Source organism: Microcoleus sp. Pol8_D6 (assembly GCF_036700965.1).
Taxonomy (GTDB): Bacteria; Cyanobacteriota; Cyanobacteriia; order Cyanobacteriales; family Microcoleaceae; genus Microcoleus.
Map to the genome: position 1 here is coordinate 24,466 of NZ_JAUBPW010000050.1, position 17,700 is coordinate 42,165.

The window sequence follows — 17,700 nt, forward strand, 5'->3', positions numbered from 1 at the left end:
TGATTATTGTCTTTCTGCTGTTTCTACTCGGAATCTTTCCACCGATGTCAAAAGGTCGCGAGCAACGCCTACCAAGTTTTGCAAAGCACCGGAAACTCGCTGCGCTTCTTGGGATGTTTCCTGAGCGGTCAGCTCTACTGCTTGCATCACCGAGGCCACTGCGCGAGCTGTTTCGTTTTGCTCTACAGTGTCGGCAGTAATCGATCGCACTAACACGTCAATTCGGTTAGTTACTTGAATGATATCTTCAAGCGATCGCTTCGCCTGTTCTGCCAATCTTGTCCCCTCAATAACCTGCTGCGTTCCTTCTTCCATCGCCGTCATTACCGCGCCGGTTTCGCTTTGAATTTGCATCACGATCTGTTCGATTTCTTTCAAAGACTTAGCCGATCGGTCTGCCAATTGTCGCACCTCGTCTGCCACGATCGCGAAACCCCTGCCCGCTTCCCCAGCTCTCGCCGCCTCAATACTGGCGTTGAGGGCCAACAAATTCGTCCGGGAGGCGATCGTCGCAATTAAAGCCACAATCTTAGAAATTTCTTGAGAAGCTTCCGCCAACCGCTTGACTTTTCTCGTGGTTTCTGCTACAGTTTCTCGAATTTCTAAAATCCCGGCCACCGTCCGCTCCACAGCCTCGCCCCCTTTCAGAGCCGTTGCCGCCGCGCCCCGGGCCACTTCTTCCGCCTCTCTAGCGCTCTCTGCGACCCGTTGAATCGCATCGGTGAGGACTTGCACCGAATTCAGCGTTGCCGCCAGTTCCTCAGCTTGTCGCAGCGCGTCGGAAGACAAATCGCCCGCAAACTTGGCACTATCCGTAGCGCCTTTGCTGACCTCCCGAGCCGCCTGTTTCACCTGATGGACAATTTCGCGCAGATTTTGAATTGTCAAGTTAAACGAGTCAGCAACAGCGCCCAAAACGTCTGCGGTCACTTCTGCAGTCACCGTCAAGTCACCCCGGGCGGCTCCTTCCACGTCGTCTAGCAAGCGAATCACTTGGCGCTGCAAGTCTTCTTTTGCCTGTTCCTGCTCGTCAGACTTGCGCCTAGTATCGCTAATCGTGGTTTGGATGACCTTCGCCATGTGGTTGAATTTAGCAGCCATTTTACCAAATTCATCTTCCGAGTAAACCGTAGCGCGAGCATCCAAAGTTCCTTGAGATACGGCATCGAACTGAGCTTGCAAATTGTCCGACGACTTGCGTACCTGCTTGGCGATCAACTGGCCGATGCCCCAAGAAGTTAAAAAGCTGGTAAAGCCTGCGGCTGCGGTCATTACCCAGCCTGTTTGGCGCAGGTAAACGATCGCCTCCGGTTTGTCTTGCCGCAAAGCTTGATAGGAGGCAATGTTGGTGACGAAAGCCACAGCTACCAGAGAAACCAGTCCCGCCCCGATTGCCGTGTACAACTGTTTTGTAAACAAAGGGGCATTTTCCAAGAAAGCCAGTCCCCCCTGTTCTACTGTTACCGAAGTATCGAGCGCTTCTGTTTCGCTGGGAGAAAAACTCGGCACCGACGTATCAGCCGGCCCGTTTATGCTAAATATTTCGTCATCCCGAATTGCTGAGCCATCGCTGTTGTCAAAGTCCAGGCTGCTGCCAGTCGTTCCCATCATGCCGCTGGTCGAGTTGCCGAAATTGGTGTTACCTCTAGTCAAGATCGAACTGGTGGCATCTTCTGAGATATCAAAGTCCGGCAAATTTCCCAAATCGTCAAATTCGTCAAATTCGTCTAAAAAGTCGCTGTGTTCTTGAGCGTTCCCAGTTTTTGACGACCAGGCGCTGTTGTTCTTGTCGGACGCCCCGAAAGCTGTCGCTTGTTCGTTTTCGTCAAAAGAGAAAGAATCGCTAAAAGCGTCGTCTTCAAAAGCATCTAACTCGAAGTTGTCTCTAGAGCTAAATGCCGGGGGTTCCGAGTCGCTGTAACCGTTGCTGTTGGAGGATGCTGGCTCGACTGAATTAAATTGTCCCCGGCTCGACCTTTGACTTTGAGAGTTGGGGACAGCACCTCCCATCAACAGCGTTTCGTCTTCCGCCAGCGAATAGTTTGACGAGTAGTCCGACCCGTTATTCGGCTGTTTGTTTTGAGGTCGAGAAGACCCGAAACCCGACGAGGGCATCGCCTCGGCAAACGGGTCTTCCTCTTCGGCCCCAGGTGCGTTATGACCGTAATTTTGGCCGCTCTGGGGCGGGGCTTGGTAGTCGTAGTCGGAGTTATCGTCGAATTCGTCTGGCAAATCGAGCGCAGCAAAAGGTTCGCCAAAATTATCCGAGTGCCCGATGGGGGAGTCTAGCTGGTTCGAGTCGAAGGAATTCCCGGTTTCTGAAGAGGCAAAACTTTGACCGTTGAGCATCTGAGTCGGAGCTTCTGAAAACGAATCTCCTGAGTAAGGTGCGCTTTTCCCAGAGACTTTGCTGCTAGACAAGTCAGCAGCATCAAACCCTCCATCATCTAAGGCAAAAGGGTCTCCAAAGTCCGAGTCGGCAAACTCGTCTATGTCTAGCGAGTCGGAGTTCTCAGCATAAGCTGCCATTCCGCCACTGTCGCCACCAAATGGGTTAGAATGTGAGGCTAAATCTGGGACTGAGCCTGCGCCATCGTCGTCTTCTGCTTCCCACCCCAAGCCACTCATGCCCAAGTCTGCCAAGTCCTCGTTTTCCATTTCGTCTGGGGATTGACTTGTATAGGAAAGGGATGGGGAATTTCCTTGGAAAAGTCCCAAATCCGGGTCTTCTAACCCTTCATCAAGAGATAAGTCTGGGTAGAATTCTAATTCAGTTTCAGCAGACAAAGCCTCGAAATTTTCCGTTTGCAGCTCTCCAGATAAAAATTGGTCTGTGTAGGTAATTCCGTTGTGAGCGTGTTCCACCAAACTCGGGTCATCACTCAGGCCTAGCACAACCGTGTACTGTTCCCGCGCCACCTCATACTGTTGCAGTCCGTAGCAATAAATGTGTCCGCACAGCAGGCGAGCGCTGGGGTCTTCGGGAAAATCTTCTACTAATTGATAAACTAGGGCTGCGGCTTCTGAATAATTGCCATCCATGTAGGCCGCTTCTGCCCGTTGGTAGTCCTGCTGAAAGTTGGTACTTGTTGCCATTTGCCGCCCTCTTTGGATTTTAGATTTTAGATTTGAGATTTTTGATTTTTATCTTGAATTGAATGTTTAGATGCGCGCCTCAAGTCGTGTGACTGTTGATGGTTAGACCTCAATCGAAAATCGCAAATCGCAAATCTAAAATCGATTTCACGCTGCCCACCGCGCCGAGCGCAGAATTTTCACTTGATCTAGCAGTCGGAGCACTTTCTGAGCTTGTGCACCTAACATCCATTCTCCCCTCAGAAATGGAATCATGCCGTCTGGTGCATTGTTCTGAGAGTGCAGTTGCTCTACGTCGAGCCAGTCCATCCCCACAATTCGATCGACTGCCAGCCCCAAAATCGTGTCTTGGTCTTCCACAGCCACGATCGGGATTTCGGGTCTATCTGTATTCAGAGGTGTTTGGTCTCCCAGAAATTGGCCGAGGTCTGCCACCCAAATCACTCGTCCTCTCATATTTAGCGTACCTAAAAGCAAAGAGGAAACGTTGGGGATCGGTGTCATGCGGTCTGGGGAAGGGGATAGTACCTCTCTAATCCCTGTCGCTGGCAGTGCGAACTCGTTCCCCGAAGGAACGTAGAACCGCAGGTGCAGCTCGCCTTCGGGAGTTTCTAGTTCTTGGAATTCCGGAGCCGGATCTACGCCTAGTCCTGGTAATATAAAGTCTGGGCTACCGCTAATCATAATTCTGACACCTGCATTTCTAGCAAATTGTTGAGGTTTCCCGCCAAGAAGAACCCGATCGAAACTTCGATGGTCGAAACTTGACACAGCCAAGCTTGACACAGCCAAGGGGTGAATGGCGCGACTGCCTGAGATCCTTGGCAATAAATTTGCTCCGTCAATAATTGACTGCCATCAATAAATCCGCGCGACCTTTGCTGGCACATTAGCTCCCATCGACTACGAACAATTAATTTGAAACCCCTAAAGCTTCACTTTGTACTCCCACCGCCGTCTCAATTGGTAAAACTCTGGGTAATTTCTGCGATAAATGCTAAACCGATACTCGGATTAGCGAGGAGTTGTTGACCTGGCTGGTGTCGCAACAATCATGAACGGAGTCACTTAAGACTGACAATTGCACTCTCTGACTTTGTACAGAAATACCTAGCAATAAGTAGTTCTGTGCATCAGTTTTTCGGAGCGGCTGCAAGTGGAGAACAAGTATATTATATTTGCACTTTGAGCTTGTTAGACCCACTTGGGCCTAGAAATTGAACAGAGTTTTACCGACGCCCTTATGCCAGCGCGCGGATTTATACATTCTAGTTTATGGTGCGATCGCCAATAGTACCCCCAGCTTTCTCTTTGTGGCGGCCGAGACTCGATCTAACCGCAGGTACAAAAAAGCTCCCATCATGGCATGGGTGCGAAATTTATTTTTCTTCTAATTGGTCTTCTAGCGATCGGTCTAATAATCTTTCTGAGAGATTGACCCGAGGGTAGCCCGGACCCACATATTTTTCTACCAGCATCAATAACTCGCTTTCACCAAAAGGTTTGGTGTAAAAGTCTGTAGCTCCGGCCATGCGGGCTTTAACGCGGTCGATAAATCCGTCGATGCCCGTCAGCATAACGATCGGCGTCTGGCGGAAAGCGCTAGAACTACGCAGCATAGCGCAAATTTCGTAGCCGTCGAGTTCTGGCATGGCGATATCACACAGAATTAAATCGGGTTTGAGTGGAAACACCAAACTCAGGGCTTGGAGGGGATTGCCGATCGTAGTAGCTTCGTAACCGTGTTCATTTAAAATTGACTCGACTGTTTTGCGAATAGTATTGTCGTCGTCAATACAGACAACTCTAGGAACCTTAGTTTCTGGGGACGACCATTCTTTTTTGTTGTTGGTAGGGGCAACAGAGGGTTCGTAAAATACTTGCACCAATCCCTGCTGCACAAAGGGGTAAATCGCCTTAGCGACAGTGAGTACGTCTCGGTTGAGGTAGCGCGCCATTTGGCGGATCGAAGTGTGCCCATCGGCCCAGCGTCTGAGAGTATTAAAGGTATTGACAGGCAGCGCGACTCGCAGCTCGGAGGGGTCTGAAATCACCGGGCATTGGTTGGGCGACTGAATGTGAGGGTGAAACTGCTTCCACTGCTGCACCTGTTTGACAATCTTGGCCAGCAGGGAGCTAATTTCTAAGCTGGTCAGTTGAGGAGCCAAAGCTGGACCCATTTCAAAAGTGAAGGAACCCTGGTGGAGACTGAGCAAGTCAAATAGGGTTTCGTGGATCATGCTCTGGATGATGTTGCGCCCTTGAGCTGGGGTGAGGATGTGGTTTTCTAGCAGGGCCCATAGGTAGCCGTATTCTGGGGCATTGGTAGATGCCATATAGGGAACTTGGATTTTGTCGAGGGCGGTATCTGCTTTGTAGCGGCGCAGGTAGTCGCGCAAGCGAAACAAACTGCCCGCACTCTGGGTAGCGTAAATAATCTGACCGTTGAAGCAGAAGACATACCAGGATTGTCCTGCAAGGGAGCGCGGGGTAGGTTGAGTACCCGTGCTGCTGCTGGTGGAGGTGTAGGCCTCTACGAACAGTTCTCCGGTTCGCTGACCTAACTCAATCAATTGCAGGATGCTGCGGATGTCTATTTCACTCAAATTTCCCTGCATGCAGCTAAAGTATCCTCCTTAAAACCGTTGGCGTCTGAGCTCGGAAAGACTGTGTGCTGGCGAAAAGATTGACTTTAGTTTCCGTCAATAATTTACGCGCTGATGCCGATCTCACAATTGGGCATTGACGAAAGGGCGATACTTGCTGCCGATCCTCGGCCGCGCTACCAGTCCACAAGCTGAAACCGCGAAACTCGCGGCATTCTCTAAGTGTAGAGTTTCACCTTAGTATTCCCAAGTATTCCCACTGTTGCCTAAACTCGTAGAATCCACATTGCACGATTGCACGGGATCGTGCGACTGTGCAACGCTGGCATTCCCGACTGGTTCAAGTCTTCCATCGCCAAAGTTTTGAAGTTTTTGGCTGAGTATGCCGTCAGTTTCTCCAACGCATCTTGGCGTAGGTCAACTTCAAAATACCGAGGATTCTCTGGTTTTACCGCTGCTACCAGCAGCAAGTGCCGATCGAACCCCGATGGGGAATGTGAGGCTAGTCTGTTGGGTTGGATGAGTTGCGATCAAGGTTTTTTTTGGGTTTGCCACAGCAAAATCAGGTGCAGTCAAAATGAACCTTTGTTGGCAATTGTCAGGAAAACCCCTCACTGCCGATCAACCTTTTTGCTCGCCTGCGGCGATCGTCCTAGCCTCGCGTCATTACCTTATTCTAAGGCAGCGCGGTTCAAATCCCTAGTCCGCCGGAGCAAGGCACCAGCTTGGGGGCAGCAACGGCTTTTTTCACGATCGACCCATAACTAAAGCGTTGTAAAATCAATAGAAAGTTTTGGATCGAAACGCCAGAGGCAAGCCCTGGGCTAATGACATGGGGATTTAGACTTGGGGATCAGTCGGTAGGGACTTTTCAGTCTCGTGAAACGATTGTGTTGCTAAAACCAGGGTGGTATAATTGGCACAGAGCAATTCGCCAGAGTCAGAATAATTTTCAACCCATTGAAATATCCTAGAGGGCGAGCAACCCCGCTAACGCACTAATCCGATTCATTCGGAATAGTTAAAGGGCAAATCATTGCAGCATAGGTCACGTTCAACCTTAACAATATGAAGAACTCAGCAAATCTGCGCTTCGGGAGAAGTAAATTTTTTTGAGTGAGTAGAGGGATATTTGAATGTCTCTTTGTCGTCTTGAAGATAGGTAATAATCCCCCGGCTTTAGACGTGGGGATGTTCCAGGACTGACCACGAATTTCTTCATGGTACAAGCCCCCGGATTTATCCGTGGAATCAATCCAAAATCGAAAATCGAAAATCCTCAAGCCCCCGCATTTATTCGTGGGGTCGCCTCTAAAATCTAAAATCTAAAATCTAAAATCGATTGAGCTTTTTCAGGTTTTGCCTATGGCAGTCTCCGAAGTTTTGCTAGTCTTTAATCAAGCGGCATTGGTACTGCTCTCTCATTCCTCCAGACAACTGGCGGCAGCCGTACTTTCTGGAAGTTCTCCCGTGAGAACGTGCTATGCGTGAGTGCTAAAGAAAAGTTAGAAAAAAATGCTATCCCCCGATTGGGCAAACGACACCAAAAAGTAAGACTTAATTGGCAAAAAGTTATTCTTACTTGCCTATACTTGTTTACTTTAGGTAAGTTGACTAAAGATCACACGCAGTGTTATGTTTAGTCAAGAACCTTTGGCTTAAGGGGGATAGCCTACTTATGTTGGAATTAGCCGTCTACCCAACAGCGTAGGAAGTAAACACCACTTATCTTTTAGGCCTTTAAGTAACTTAAAGTAAGTTGGGATAGGTTTTACGAAGCAGAGGACTATTAGTGTGCTGTATCTAGCGGAAGTACAAAAACAGAGAAGCGGCTTTGGTCTCGGTGGCGGTAAGGCTGAACTGAAACTGCTAGCTTGTCAGCGGGGCGAACATAACTGGAGCGCCGTACCAGGTGATGACGCGATCCCAGTTGAGGAAGCTAATAAGTTTAACGACGGCACGCTGGTGCTGGTTGAGTTGAGCGCTAGCAAGCAAGTGCAGCGGATTCAGGAGGCGGCCCGCCAGTTGGTGAGCATTCTGCAAAATTTCTCGCGATTGCAGGACAAGTTTAAGGATAAGGAAGAGGAAATTGAACAGTGGAAGGCTTCTCTGACGTTTTCGAGTCAGGAACTCAATCGCCGGGAAATGGAAATGCAAGCCCGCGAAGAGCAGTTGGCTCAAATGGAAGAGGAGTTGGAGCGGCTGGAGGCTCAGCGTTCGGAAATTGAAAATACTCGAGATGAAGCTAACCGACTGCGAGAAGAAGTCGATCGCAGTCGTGTGGAAATTGAGACGGCTTGGGAACAGTTGCGGGGCGAGCAGCAACGGGTGGCCCAGCAGCAGTCTGAGGTTCCCCAGGGGGCAGTAGTTGATGAGCAGCAGACGCAGAGGATTCAGGAGTTGATGCAGAAGCTGGGAGGGGCAATTGCTTCGGCCCATGGGGTGCGGGAACAACTGAATCAGTCTTTTAGTGCCTTGGGCGCTCAACAGGCAATTCTGGATCAGCACTGGCAGCAATTGGAGCAAAAACAAAGCATAGCCCAACAGCAACAAGAAGAGGTCGATCGACAAAATCAGAGCCTCCAAAACCGCTGGCAAGAGTGGTACCAATCTCAAGATGCTTTGGCCGGAGCTCGGGCGGAGCTTAAAGGGCAGCAAAGTACCCTCAGCGCTAAGCAGGATCAGGCTCAGTCCGTGTCTTTGCAGGTGCGGGCTGTTGAGGATCTTTACCAGCAAGTTTCCAGGCTCGCATCTGCTTCGGGTGCTGCGGGTACGGAGCAGAAAGTAGATGTGTCAGCTTTGGAGAAGATGCCTGTTGATGAGTTACAGGGGCTGGTGCAACACCTACAACAGGATTTGGAAAAGGTGTTCCGGTTTGTTAACGATCAAGAGGAGGAGTTGACTCTGCAGCGGGAGACAATCGAGGAGCTGCAGGGGAAAATTCAAGCTGCTAGCGAGTACGATCGCATGGCTTTGGAAAATGAAATGGCAGATGAACTCGAAAGTTATCAGATGTTAAACGAAACTCTGGTGGGACAGCGCCTCCGGTTGCAGGAACGGGAAGATGTTTTGAAGCAGCATCAGGCGGTGCTGTGGCGACGGCTGGGTACTGCTAATTCTTCAAAACAAGAGCGAGGAGATATTGATTTGGGGCCGATTGTCGCACAGCTCGATACTCAGCGGCAGCAGCAAAGCCAAGAATTGCAAAGACTGGAAAACGAAATTCAGCAGGTGCGGGAATCCATATCCCACATTGAGGCAAATGTCAACCGCCAAAATGGGGAAAGTGAAGCGAAACGCTACGAACTCAAGCAGTTAGAGCAGAATTTGTTCAACCAGAAAGGTGCAGTGGCGCAACTCTGGGGCAGGGTGAATGTTTATCAAGAAATGTTGCAGCCGGTGCAGGACAATTTGACTGCGCTACGCCAAAAGCTCGAAGCGGCGGCGGGAGAACTCGATCGCGTGCAGCAGACAGGAGAGGAGCAAGATCGGGTAGTTTCCGATTTGCGGCAAGTCCTTTCGGCTTTGATCACAGCTTAAAATTTAATATCTAAAATTATCGAAGGGTGTTCGACTCGACCGATCGCTCCTCCAGGAAATGGATCGGTTTGCGATCGGTTGGGCGCTACGATTAAGCTGGTTAGTTTTTCTACGCTTTCAAAACTGGGCGCCGAGGGCAATATTTGTTGGAGTAGTTGCCGCATTGCCCGTCGCTGCAAGGCCAGCGGTGCTTCCCGCAAAATCGGGCGATTTAACTTGACGGGAAGTTGAAAATTCACCTGCGGGCTGTCTGCAATTGCAGACATTGCTCGCTGTAGCAAGTCGCTGGCTGCAAGTTCGAGATATTCTACGTCGGCGCGGAGGAGTTCGGCTGTTTGAGCTAGCGCTTGTTGGGCTTTTGGATTGAAATGAGTTTCCAAATAAGGCAATAATTCCGATCGAATGCGGTTGCGACTATATTGCAAGTCTTGATTTGTGGAATCTTCCCAAATGGGTAGTTTTTGCTCTTGACAAAATTGACCTGTTTGCGATCGAGTTATTTCGAGCAAGGGACGAACTAAATAGATTTTAGATTTTAGATTTTGGATTTTCGATTGGGAATTTTCATCCTGATTTTCCAATTTAAAATCGCCAGGTATTTGGAAATTGGGATTTTCGCCGGAATTCCCCAATCTAAAATCGGCAATCGGCCATCGAAAATCGAGCAGCGGCCGTGTCCAGGTGAGGGCGGAAAGTCCGTCGGCACCGCTGCCGCGAATCAGGTTGTAGAGGAGTGTTTCGGCGCGATCGCTGGCTGTGTGGCCTGTAACAATGTAGGGGTAGTTGTGGGCGATCGCAATTTCGGTTAAAGCTTGATATCGCCACTTTCTGGCGGCTGCTTCTGTTTTGGGGATGTCCGATGCTGTTTCCAAATAGTAGGATATTCCCCAGTTTTTAGCTAATTGTTCTACATGATTGGCCGAGGCTTGCGAGTCAGAACGCCAACGATGATCGCAGTGAACAATCGCTAGGTTCCACCCCCATTTTGGCTGCAAATCTAGCAGTAATTTAATCAAACACAGAGAATCTTGTCCGCCGGATACTGCTACTAGCAATCGCTGATTTGATGGCAATATTTTTCGGTACAGCAGCGTCCTGTGAACTTGAGCGTGCAGGTGCGTCCAATGGGAAGATTCAGCCATGAGAGCAGTTTTTCATTAAGCAAAAATAAGGAAGTTAAACAACGAGCCGTGTACGGAATTGAACCGATGGATTTTGAGCAAAGAAGGGGAAGCATCCCCCTCTCCCAATCTCTCAGTCTTTGCCTTCCTAGCTCCACATTCCTATACTTTGGGGGTCGCGGTCTGGATACCTAGAAATAGGAAAATTATTACTTATTTCTGTTGAGTCACATTGATTTAATGGCTCATCTATATCGGTTTGCTTTGAGCTATCTACGGCATAGTTTTGCAGGGTGTCTGATCTTTCGGCAGCGGCAGGAAGGGCTTTTTGCTCTTTGATTTCAGGTTCCAGCGGAATGAACTCCAGACGCATTCTAAGTTTTCCTTTAGTCCAGTCTTTGCCAGCACTTAATAGCTCGCAATCCAGACCGTCTGAAAATAATTTTTCGTCTACCAATTTTGACTGCATAATTGCCATAAATTCGCTGACTTTGAATGTACATTGATACATCAAAGCGCTGGTAGGGGCAGACACAACATCGTCTTGTTTGGGAAATATTGGCGATTCGTCCATATTAATTGTCCTTATTTTAATGAAGGAAGGAAGTTCGGCAACGGATTTTGTAACGGATGCAACGGATGTAACGGATGTTAGGAAGACCGAAGTTATAAGAAGGAAGAAAGGTCTTCGGCGAAGCTGAGCCGGTAAAAAAAGGGAAGAAGGAAGAGAGAGTTAATTATTAGAATCTCGCTGGTTGAGTAAGGTGGGAATTGCCCACCCTACAACCGGAGATGATATTAATCCCGATTCTTTGACTTATCCTGTTCTTTTGTAGCCCATTGATGGATCAGGAATTAGAAAAACCAACCGTAGGAATGTAAACCTTTGCCTAACAGATTGACGCCTAGATAGCAAATCCAAACTACCACAAAACCTGTGGCTGCTAAAATTGCTGGGCGTCTTCCCTGCCAGCCACGAGTAATGCGGGCGTGCAGGTAGGCAGCAAATACCAACCAAGTAATTAGCGCCCAAGTTTCTTTCGGGTCCCAACTCCAGTACGATCCCCAAGCTTCGTTAGCCCAAACCGCACCGGCAATAATGCCAACTGTCAGTAAGGGGAATCCTAAACCGATGATTCGATAGCTAATGTTATCAAGAGTTTCTGCTAGATTCAATCGCTGGGGCGAGAGAAGTTCTGCGGTTTGAGTTGGGGAGGTTGATGCGGTTTGAACGGTGGCTAATTCGAGCACTGCGGTGGTGCCCAAACCGTTATTGTTGGAGTTGAAAGAGGGTTCGCTGAAAGCTAATGCGCTGTCGGCGCTGGTTTCTGCATTTTGAGGTTCGGGGTTTTGAGGGCGTTGGAGGCGGTAGTTGCTGTTGCGGTTGCTGTTGGTGCCGAAGGAACTACCGGTGAGTTCGATTTTTTGGCCGCGGGTGACGATCAAAAATGCGATCGCCAGTAGCGCTCCTACCATTAAAGTTGAGTAACTGAGCATCATGACGCTAACGTGCATCATCAGCCAGTTGGATTTGAGGGCGGGTACTAGGGGCTCTGCAGATTGCATGGTGGCGGGCAGAGTCAGGGCTGCAAAGGCGGATATTGCCATTGCTACGGGGGATGTGGCTACTCCTACTAAGCGGGAACGACTCATGTTTTCCGCGACTAGGTGGATGGCGGTGATTCCCCAAACTAGGAAAAATAGGGATTCGTAGAGGTTGCTTAAGGGGAAGTAGCCGGCTTCTATCCATCGAGAACCGAGTAAAGCGGCGATGGATAGGTTGGCGACGGCCATTCCTGCGGTTCCTAGCGCTGACAGGTAGGGAATGCCGGGGAATGCTGCGCCAACCCAGTAAATGAGCATTGTTGAGAACAAAATGGCAAAGGAGATGTTGTCCAGCCAGTTCTGGAGTACGACCAGATCCATAAAAATTACTCCGGTAGTGTTTTTACTTATTTTTGCTAACTAGATCGATCGTACTGGGGTTGGGCAGTTTTGGGTTTGGGATTTTGAATTTTTGTGGCAATTATGAGTGGTTGGCGGTTGTTGAGGTGCGAGTGGGCGATCGCGCGGACGCATCAAACAAGCTACTATTGACCCACCAGACGAGTGTCACCCCGTCAAGTCACACTTGTTGATTCTGGCTGAGGACTTGAGGTTGGACGAGTTCCAAATAAGGAAACACGGAATGCTGATGGGCGAAATTCGATCGCCCATTAACAAAATTATGACTGACGCACGGGGGGCCAGAAACCGGGTTTTTTTAGGAAAATCCTTCGTTCGTACTCGAAGATTAAGTAAAAAACCCCGTTTCTTTGTCGGGAGTGCGTCTAGGACTGAAAATATAGGATGTTTTTTGATCTGGGGCTATCTGGAATCCTTTAGAATTGACTGATCAGATTACCGACTTGCTGTTTTTGCAACCAGCAAAAAAACGGAAGCCCCCGACAATGGTTGTGGATACTCCCCAAATTTTAGACCAAAGCTCAACCTCCCAGATTTATCAAGGCGAGTCAATTCTAAAATCTAAAATCTAAAATCTAAAATCGACTGACGGTTGGATGAGTTGCATAGGTTAGAGGAGATGTTGGGTTAATGCGTCGAGATTCAATATTTTACAAGTTATTTCAAGAAGCTCCGACGCTGCTGTTTGAGCTATTGGAAGAGTCACCATCGAATGCGGAACAGTATCGATTTGACTCCGTTGCTGTGAAGGAACCGAAGTTTGAAATTGATGGGGTGTTTTTGCCGCCGGATGCTGAGCCTGGAGTTGTATATTTCTGTGAGGTGCAGTTTCAGCGGGATGAATTGCTTTATGAGCGATTGTTTGGTGAGTCGTTTTTGTATTTTTATCGCAACCGTCAGCGATTTACAGATTGGGAAGCGGTGGTAATTTATCCGAGTCGATCGACTGAACAATCAGAAACACATCCGTATCGATCACTGTTGAACTGCAATCAGGTGCATCGGGTATATTTGGATGAGTTGGGGGAGATTGAACAGTTGCCGCTGGGGGTGGCGCTGATGGCGTTGACGACGATCGACGAAGCGAGTACGCCGGAAGCGGCGCGATTGTTGTTGGCGCGATCGCAGCGGGAGGAATCTGAGGCAGCGAGTCGCGCCATAATAGATATGCTGACGACAATACTGGTTTACAAGTTTACAAATTTGAACCGAAGGGAGGCAGAGGCGATGTTAGGGATTACGCTTGAGGAAACTCGGTTTTATCGGGAAGCTAAGGAAGAAGGCATCGAGCAAGGCATTGAACAAGGCATTGTACAAGGCATTGTGCAAGGGCGGGAACAAGAAGGAAGAGCCTTGATTTTACGTCTGTTAAATCGCCGTCTGTTAAATCGGCGAGTTGGAACATTACCGGAATCTATCACCACTAGAATTGCTGATTTGTCGATCGAGCAAATTGAAACTCTAGCAGAGGAATTGTTAGATTTTCAGTCGATCGAGGATTTAGAGGTTTGGCTGGAGAATTTGCCGCAGGGAGAGTGAAACGAGGTTAGGAATTGCACTTGAGGGGGCGATCGCGCCATTTACGCGCACAAACACATCAAACCTACTCCCCCTCTACTTCCTGGGTTTTGGGTTTTTTTTGGTGCATCCGCCGTTGCTGAGAGGATATTAAGGGTGCGATCGGGGATGATTCCGGCGGATTAGAAGCGGATTGATGATGGTGGAAGATGTTTTGGGCGATCGGGCTTTTCTGATATTCGTAAACTACTTTTGGAAACTTTGAAAAACAGCCATTAGTTTTTGCCCTTTAGCTTCTACAGTTGAAGTGTCCTCTCTAATAAAAGCTTTTTCACCCACGAATGAAACCTCTTTTTGGGATGGGATATTTATTCTAATCACAGAACATCCCTTGTAGCATATAGTATCAATTTTCGTCAGAACCTGAGTTTTTAAGGGGTCTGTCAAAGCAGATTTTTTAATGGCATTAATTAATATCCCAACATGATCCTCTAGTGTTTTACCTAAAAACTTAGCTTCTCTATCAATTCCTACAACATATCTATCATTGATTTCAATAGGATTAATCTCATCTAATTTTTTAATTTTTTCTGCATCTTCCTTTTTGTCAGCTACTCCAATGAAAATATATCCATCTGTATCGGGATCGGAGTTGGCAATTCCGCAAATTGTCTCAACAAGTCTCTGGGGTAAACCATCATTTAGTTTTCTACTTGTTGGTGACAGATCGAGGAAACCTTGCTTGCACTCGTACTTAGCAGTTTCTATACGAGAACGAAGTAAGGAATTTTTGAATGTTTGTATCAACTCAGCACCTTGTCCTAGAGTGGATTTATCTTTTTTCGCGAAGTAGTCTTGTATGAGTCCCTTAGTTTGATTAATATTTTTAATACGATCCGTTATCGCTGCATATCGCTTGCTTAGCTGTAACTTCTGCTGAAGCTTTTTGAGTGCTTGCATAATCTTTTGAGGGTTGGCAGGTCGAAGTTCTGAATCAATTATTAATTCAAAAAATGCCATGAATATTGTATAGAAAGCCTGCGGTATTGGATTATTAATGCCTGGGTTTACGATATTTTGTAAACACTTACTATCTGAGCTATATGTTTCAATACTTCCTCCCAGAAGGGAGAAGGTTTTTACAATGTCTTCTTCTAGTTTTTTGAAGCCATACGTTGCAAGACTATTCTCTATTAACTGGAATTCGTTGCTCTCTTCATCATACAGACTATCTAGCCTCTCTCTGCTTCTTTTTAGAGGTTGATTAAGTAATATCGATGCTGCAATATCTGCTATCATATCTTCATCTTTACTATCACGCAGGTCAGCTATACTAAGAATTCCTTGCTTGCACCACAAAGTGTCTTCTGCTTGAATCCCATAACCTTGATTATTCTGTTTGGAATCAATACTAACCTGGGGCATATCAAATAAGCGAAGCGTTTTCCGAGTATCATCCCCCCGCAACTGCATAGCAATTGTACGAACCACTTCTGCGAATGATGTCGTTACACCTGCTTGTCGTCTCTCTTGGTTGCTTAAATGCTTACCACCGGAATTTATTCTGCCAAAAACCTCTGTTATGTCGCTTTCATCCATTGCAGTGTAAATGGTTACTGCAAGCTGATAATCTAAAATATCTGCACATTCTTTTCTATCTAATTTATCTAAACTTTCTTCAAATTCAAATACCTTGTCATCAGCTAATTGTTTGGCATAGGAGAACTCGTTAAGATCGAAATACCTGCCCTTAAATGCAAATAAATTTTCAATGAAACCACAAATAGCATTAAGTCGCTGCATACCATCTATGATCTCATACTTTCCACTTCCATGAACTTGAGGACGTTCAGCTAGTAGAATCAAAGGGATTGGATATCCCTTTAAAAGGCTTCCAATCAGTTTTTCTTTTTCGTCAACTGACCAAATTAATTTTCTTTGATACTTTCTGTTTACCAATAAGTTACCTGACCGATAGAGCCGATAAGCCTCAGTGACTGTCATGCCGCGTGGAACAATGCTCATACTCCCGCTCCCGATAAGTCAAGATTTTTATAATACTATATTACTGTCGCTCGAAGATTATGCGACAGTTATAGCGCAAATTTGCTAACAGCCGATCGCCCGCACAGTCAAAAGGTTGATCGACTAAAACAAACCTCATTACCAAGGATTACCAATCATTCTAAAAGCAGACCAATAATAAGGATGAGAAAAATTCTCACTCCCCACGTTTGCCAATTCCGGAGGTAGCGGCAGATTGCCACCAGAAGTGTGCAGCATCCCCCCTTCAATTCGCACCTCTTGGCGCAACATCGCTAATTGCGCTTGCCGGAGTGCTTCTGCTTTAATCGGAGCAGTTTTTAACTGCCCGTAAAACTCCGCCATCAATCCTAAACTGCCCTCGTCGCTGACATACCAAAGAGTCGCCATAGCCGATTTAACCCCGGCTTGCACGGCTAACCCGCCAAAGCCCAACTCGGCCTCTCGATCGCCCACAGCAGTCCTGCAAGCGCTCAAAACTAACATTTCCACTTGCGGGCTGTGCCATCCCATTTGTCGTAACTGATTTAAACGCAGTTTAGTATCCCACAACTGAATAAAGGATTGGCTGGGGTCTCCCGATCGAAATTCGGCGTGAGTAGCCAAGTGAATCATCCCAAAAGGATACTGCTGGCGCTGCGATTTCAAATTAGCCAGGGTAAAAGCTTCATTCAAGAAAGACTTGCCCGGCCACTGCTGCGGGGTGATGGTCGATACTTCTATTTCCGCCGCGGGCAAAGGACTCATATCTGCAAATTGCGACGCCCCCATTGCCAGAACTTGGGTATTTTTGAAATTGGTGGCGCTGGTATCTGTCAAACTCAGACTCGGCATCGATCCAACACTGTAACGCTCTACCAGAAAGCCTTTACCGTCGTGCAGCGCACCCATCGGTATCGATCGCAACCCCATATCTGAGATAAAAGATAAATTCTCAATGCCTTTGGCTTGCAGTTCTGCTTCGAGTGGCGCTACCATCCACTGGTAGAGTTGCTGAGCCAAAGGCAAATAACTTTTAGTCTTGCGCTTTACCGGATTAGTCAGTTCATCGCGAAATTTCCGAACAGCTTCCATTACCTGGGCGCGAGAGGTTCCAGGGATGCGCTGACGAACGGGCACACCTTCCGGGGCGATCACCATCATTTCCAGTTCGTCAGAGGCTTGAATTTGCTGTTCTACGCGCAAGATGGAGGAACTGCTGTCAGGCCGATCGACTCTAGAACCCATGGGTACAAAGCTGATATAAATGAGAGCTGGTTTGATGCCTGTGGCTTGTTGTACACTGCGAAGGGTATTTTGGGCATCTTCTAAGGTGGCGATCGCATTTGTTGATGGCAAATTTAGGTAATCGGCAAACTCCCTGGTAAATCTCTCCTCGACGGGAAAAATAACGGCGCCCACGTTAGTTGACAAATTGGAAGCGTTAAGATTCCCAGACGCGGGAGGTGAAATGCGCTGTTGCAAGGAATTAGATATCTGGTTTTGCTCTTGCAAGCTAGGCGAAAATAAACGATTTGTGCTGGGTGGCTGGTTGGCTGCGAGCTCCGGTGTCGGTATCGGTGCGAGATTTATCGGCGCAGCAGCAGGCGCAACCACTGGATTTTGAGTAATGGTTGGTGCTGGTGGCAAATTTGAGACCGGTGCTGGATTTTGAGTAATGGTCGGTGCTGGTGGCAAATTTGAGATCGGTACTGGATTTTGAGTAATGGTTGGTGCTGGTGGCAAATTTGAGACCGGTACTGGATTTTGAGTAATGGTTGGTGCTGGTGGCAAATTTGAGACCGGTACTGGATTTTGAGTAATGGTTGGTG

General features: G+C 47.8%; 13 protein-coding genes. 4 read left to right on the forward strand and 9 right to left on the reverse strand.

The window, feature by feature from the left end:
• Window positions 1-3 precede the first annotated feature (3 nt).
• From QUA10_RS19555 to QUA10_RS19570, 4 genes are all read right to left on the reverse strand, one after another.
• Window positions 4-3,096, reverse strand: coding sequence for a methyl-accepting chemotaxis protein (locus QUA10_RS19555; RefSeq protein WP_333084727.1), 3,093 nt, complete (start codon window positions 3,094-3,096; stop codon window positions 4-6).
• A 147-nt stretch (window positions 3,097-3,243) separates the two neighbouring features.
• The gene (locus QUA10_RS19560; RefSeq protein ID WP_190661936.1) at window positions 3,244-3,777 is read right to left on the reverse strand and encodes a chemotaxis protein CheW; all 534 of its coding nucleotides are present in this window, start codon (window positions 3,775-3,777) and stop codon (window positions 3,244-3,246) included.
• A complete protein-coding gene (locus QUA10_RS19565) occupies window positions 3,777-3,986 on the reverse strand; it encodes a hypothetical protein (RefSeq protein WP_333084726.1) in 210 nt (69 codons plus the stop codon). The genes QUA10_RS19560 and QUA10_RS19565 overlap by 1 nt, the downstream gene beginning before the upstream one ends.
• Before the next feature lie 489 nt (window positions 3,987-4,475).
• Entirely contained in the window at window positions 4,476-5,714 is a 1,239-nt protein-coding gene (locus QUA10_RS19570) for a response regulator (RefSeq protein ID WP_333084725.1), read from the reverse strand.
• Window positions 5,715-6,008: 294 nt separating this feature from the next.
• Here QUA10_RS19570 and QUA10_RS19575 point away from each other — a divergent pair, with 294 nt between their 5' ends.
• The 3 genes from QUA10_RS19575 to hmpF all read left to right on the forward strand — a co-directional run bounded on the left by QUA10_RS19575 (window position 6,009) and on the right by hmpF (window position 9,242).
• A complete protein-coding gene (locus QUA10_RS19575; RefSeq protein ID WP_333084723.1) occupies window positions 6,009-6,470 on the forward strand; it encodes a hypothetical protein in 462 nt (153 codons plus the stop codon).
• 597 nt (window positions 6,471-7,067) lie between these two features.
• The gene (locus QUA10_RS19580; protein ID WP_333084722.1) at window positions 7,068-7,193 is read left to right on the forward strand and encodes a hypothetical protein; all 126 of its coding nucleotides are present in this window, start codon (window positions 7,068-7,070) and stop codon (window positions 7,191-7,193) included.
• A gap of 303 nt (window positions 7,194-7,496) precedes the next feature.
• Window positions 7,497-9,242, forward strand: coding sequence for a pilus motility taxis protein HmpF (gene hmpF, locus QUA10_RS19585; protein WP_333084721.1), 1,746 nt, complete (start codon window positions 7,497-7,499; stop codon window positions 9,240-9,242).
• On the opposite strand, the gene tilS is transcribed toward hmpF, so the two are convergent.
• From tilS to ccsB, 3 genes are all read right to left on the reverse strand, one after another.
• On the reverse strand, window positions 9,239-10,384 hold the full coding sequence (tilS, locus tag QUA10_RS19590; protein ID WP_333084719.1) for a tRNA lysidine(34) synthetase TilS: 1,146 nt from the start codon (window positions 10,382-10,384) through the stop codon (window positions 9,239-9,241). The two genes, hmpF and tilS, sit on opposite strands and share 4 nt — an antisense overlap.
• A gap of 127 nt (window positions 10,385-10,511) precedes the next feature.
• Window positions 10,512-10,937 (reverse strand): KGK domain-containing protein, encoded by a 426-nt coding sequence (locus QUA10_RS19595; RefSeq protein ID WP_333084718.1) that lies wholly within the window; start codon window positions 10,935-10,937, stop codon window positions 10,512-10,514.
• 281 nt (window positions 10,938-11,218) lie between these two features.
• The gene (ccsB, locus tag QUA10_RS19600; RefSeq protein WP_333084717.1) at window positions 11,219-12,289 is read right to left on the reverse strand and encodes a c-type cytochrome biogenesis protein CcsB; all 1,071 of its coding nucleotides are present in this window, start codon (window positions 12,287-12,289) and stop codon (window positions 11,219-11,221) included.
• A gap of 669 nt (window positions 12,290-12,958) precedes the next feature.
• Here ccsB and QUA10_RS19605 point away from each other — a divergent pair.
• Window positions 12,959-13,867, forward strand: coding sequence for an Rpn family recombination-promoting nuclease/putative transposase (locus QUA10_RS19605; RefSeq protein WP_333084716.1), 909 nt, complete (start codon window positions 12,959-12,961; stop codon window positions 13,865-13,867).
• Between the two features lie 225 nt (window positions 13,868-14,092).
• Here the strand turns inward: QUA10_RS19605 and QUA10_RS19610 are convergent, their stop codons facing one another.
• Both QUA10_RS19610 and QUA10_RS19615 read right to left on the reverse strand, forming a co-directional pair.
• Window positions 14,093-15,871, reverse strand: a complete 1,779-nt coding sequence (locus tag QUA10_RS19610; RefSeq protein WP_333084715.1) for a GmrSD restriction endonuclease domain-containing protein — start codon at window positions 15,869-15,871, stop codon at window positions 14,093-14,095.
• A gap of 138 nt (window positions 15,872-16,009) precedes the next feature.
• Window positions 16,010-17,700: CHAT domain-containing protein (locus QUA10_RS19615; RefSeq protein ID WP_333084714.1), on the reverse strand; the 1,691-nt coding region annotated here is incomplete at its 5' end.

Excerpts from the sequence above, each read along its gene's own strand:
- QUA10_RS19555 (WP_333084727.1), bottom strand. The coding sequence starts at position 3,096 with ATGGCAACAAGTACCAACTTTCAGCAGGACTACCAACGGGCAGAAGCG.
- QUA10_RS19565 (WP_333084726.1), bottom strand. The coding sequence starts at position 3,986 with ATGTGCCAGCAAAGGTCGCGCGGATTTATTGATGGCAGTCAATTATTG.
- QUA10_RS19570 (WP_333084725.1), bottom strand. The coding sequence starts at position 5,714 with ATGCAGGGAAATTTGAGTGAAATAGACATCCGCAGCATCCTGCAATTG.
- QUA10_RS19580 (WP_333084722.1), top strand. The coding sequence starts at position 7,068 with ATGGCAGTCTCCGAAGTTTTGCTAGTCTTTAATCAAGCGGCATTGGTA.
- tilS (WP_333084719.1), bottom strand. The coding sequence starts at position 10,384 with ATGGCTGAATCTTCCCATTGGACGCACCTGCACGCTCAAGTTCACAGG.
- QUA10_RS19595 (WP_333084718.1), bottom strand. The coding sequence starts at position 10,937 with ATGGACGAATCGCCAATATTTCCCAAACAAGACGATGTTGTGTCTGCC.
- ccsB (WP_333084717.1), bottom strand. The coding sequence starts at position 12,289 with ATGGATCTGGTCGTACTCCAGAACTGGCTGGACAACATCTCCTTTGCC.
- QUA10_RS19605 (WP_333084716.1), top strand. The coding sequence starts at position 12,959 with ATGCGTCGAGATTCAATATTTTACAAGTTATTTCAAGAAGCTCCGACG.
- QUA10_RS19610 (WP_333084715.1), bottom strand. The coding sequence starts at position 15,871 with ATGAGCATTGTTCCACGCGGCATGACAGTCACTGAGGCTTATCGGCTC.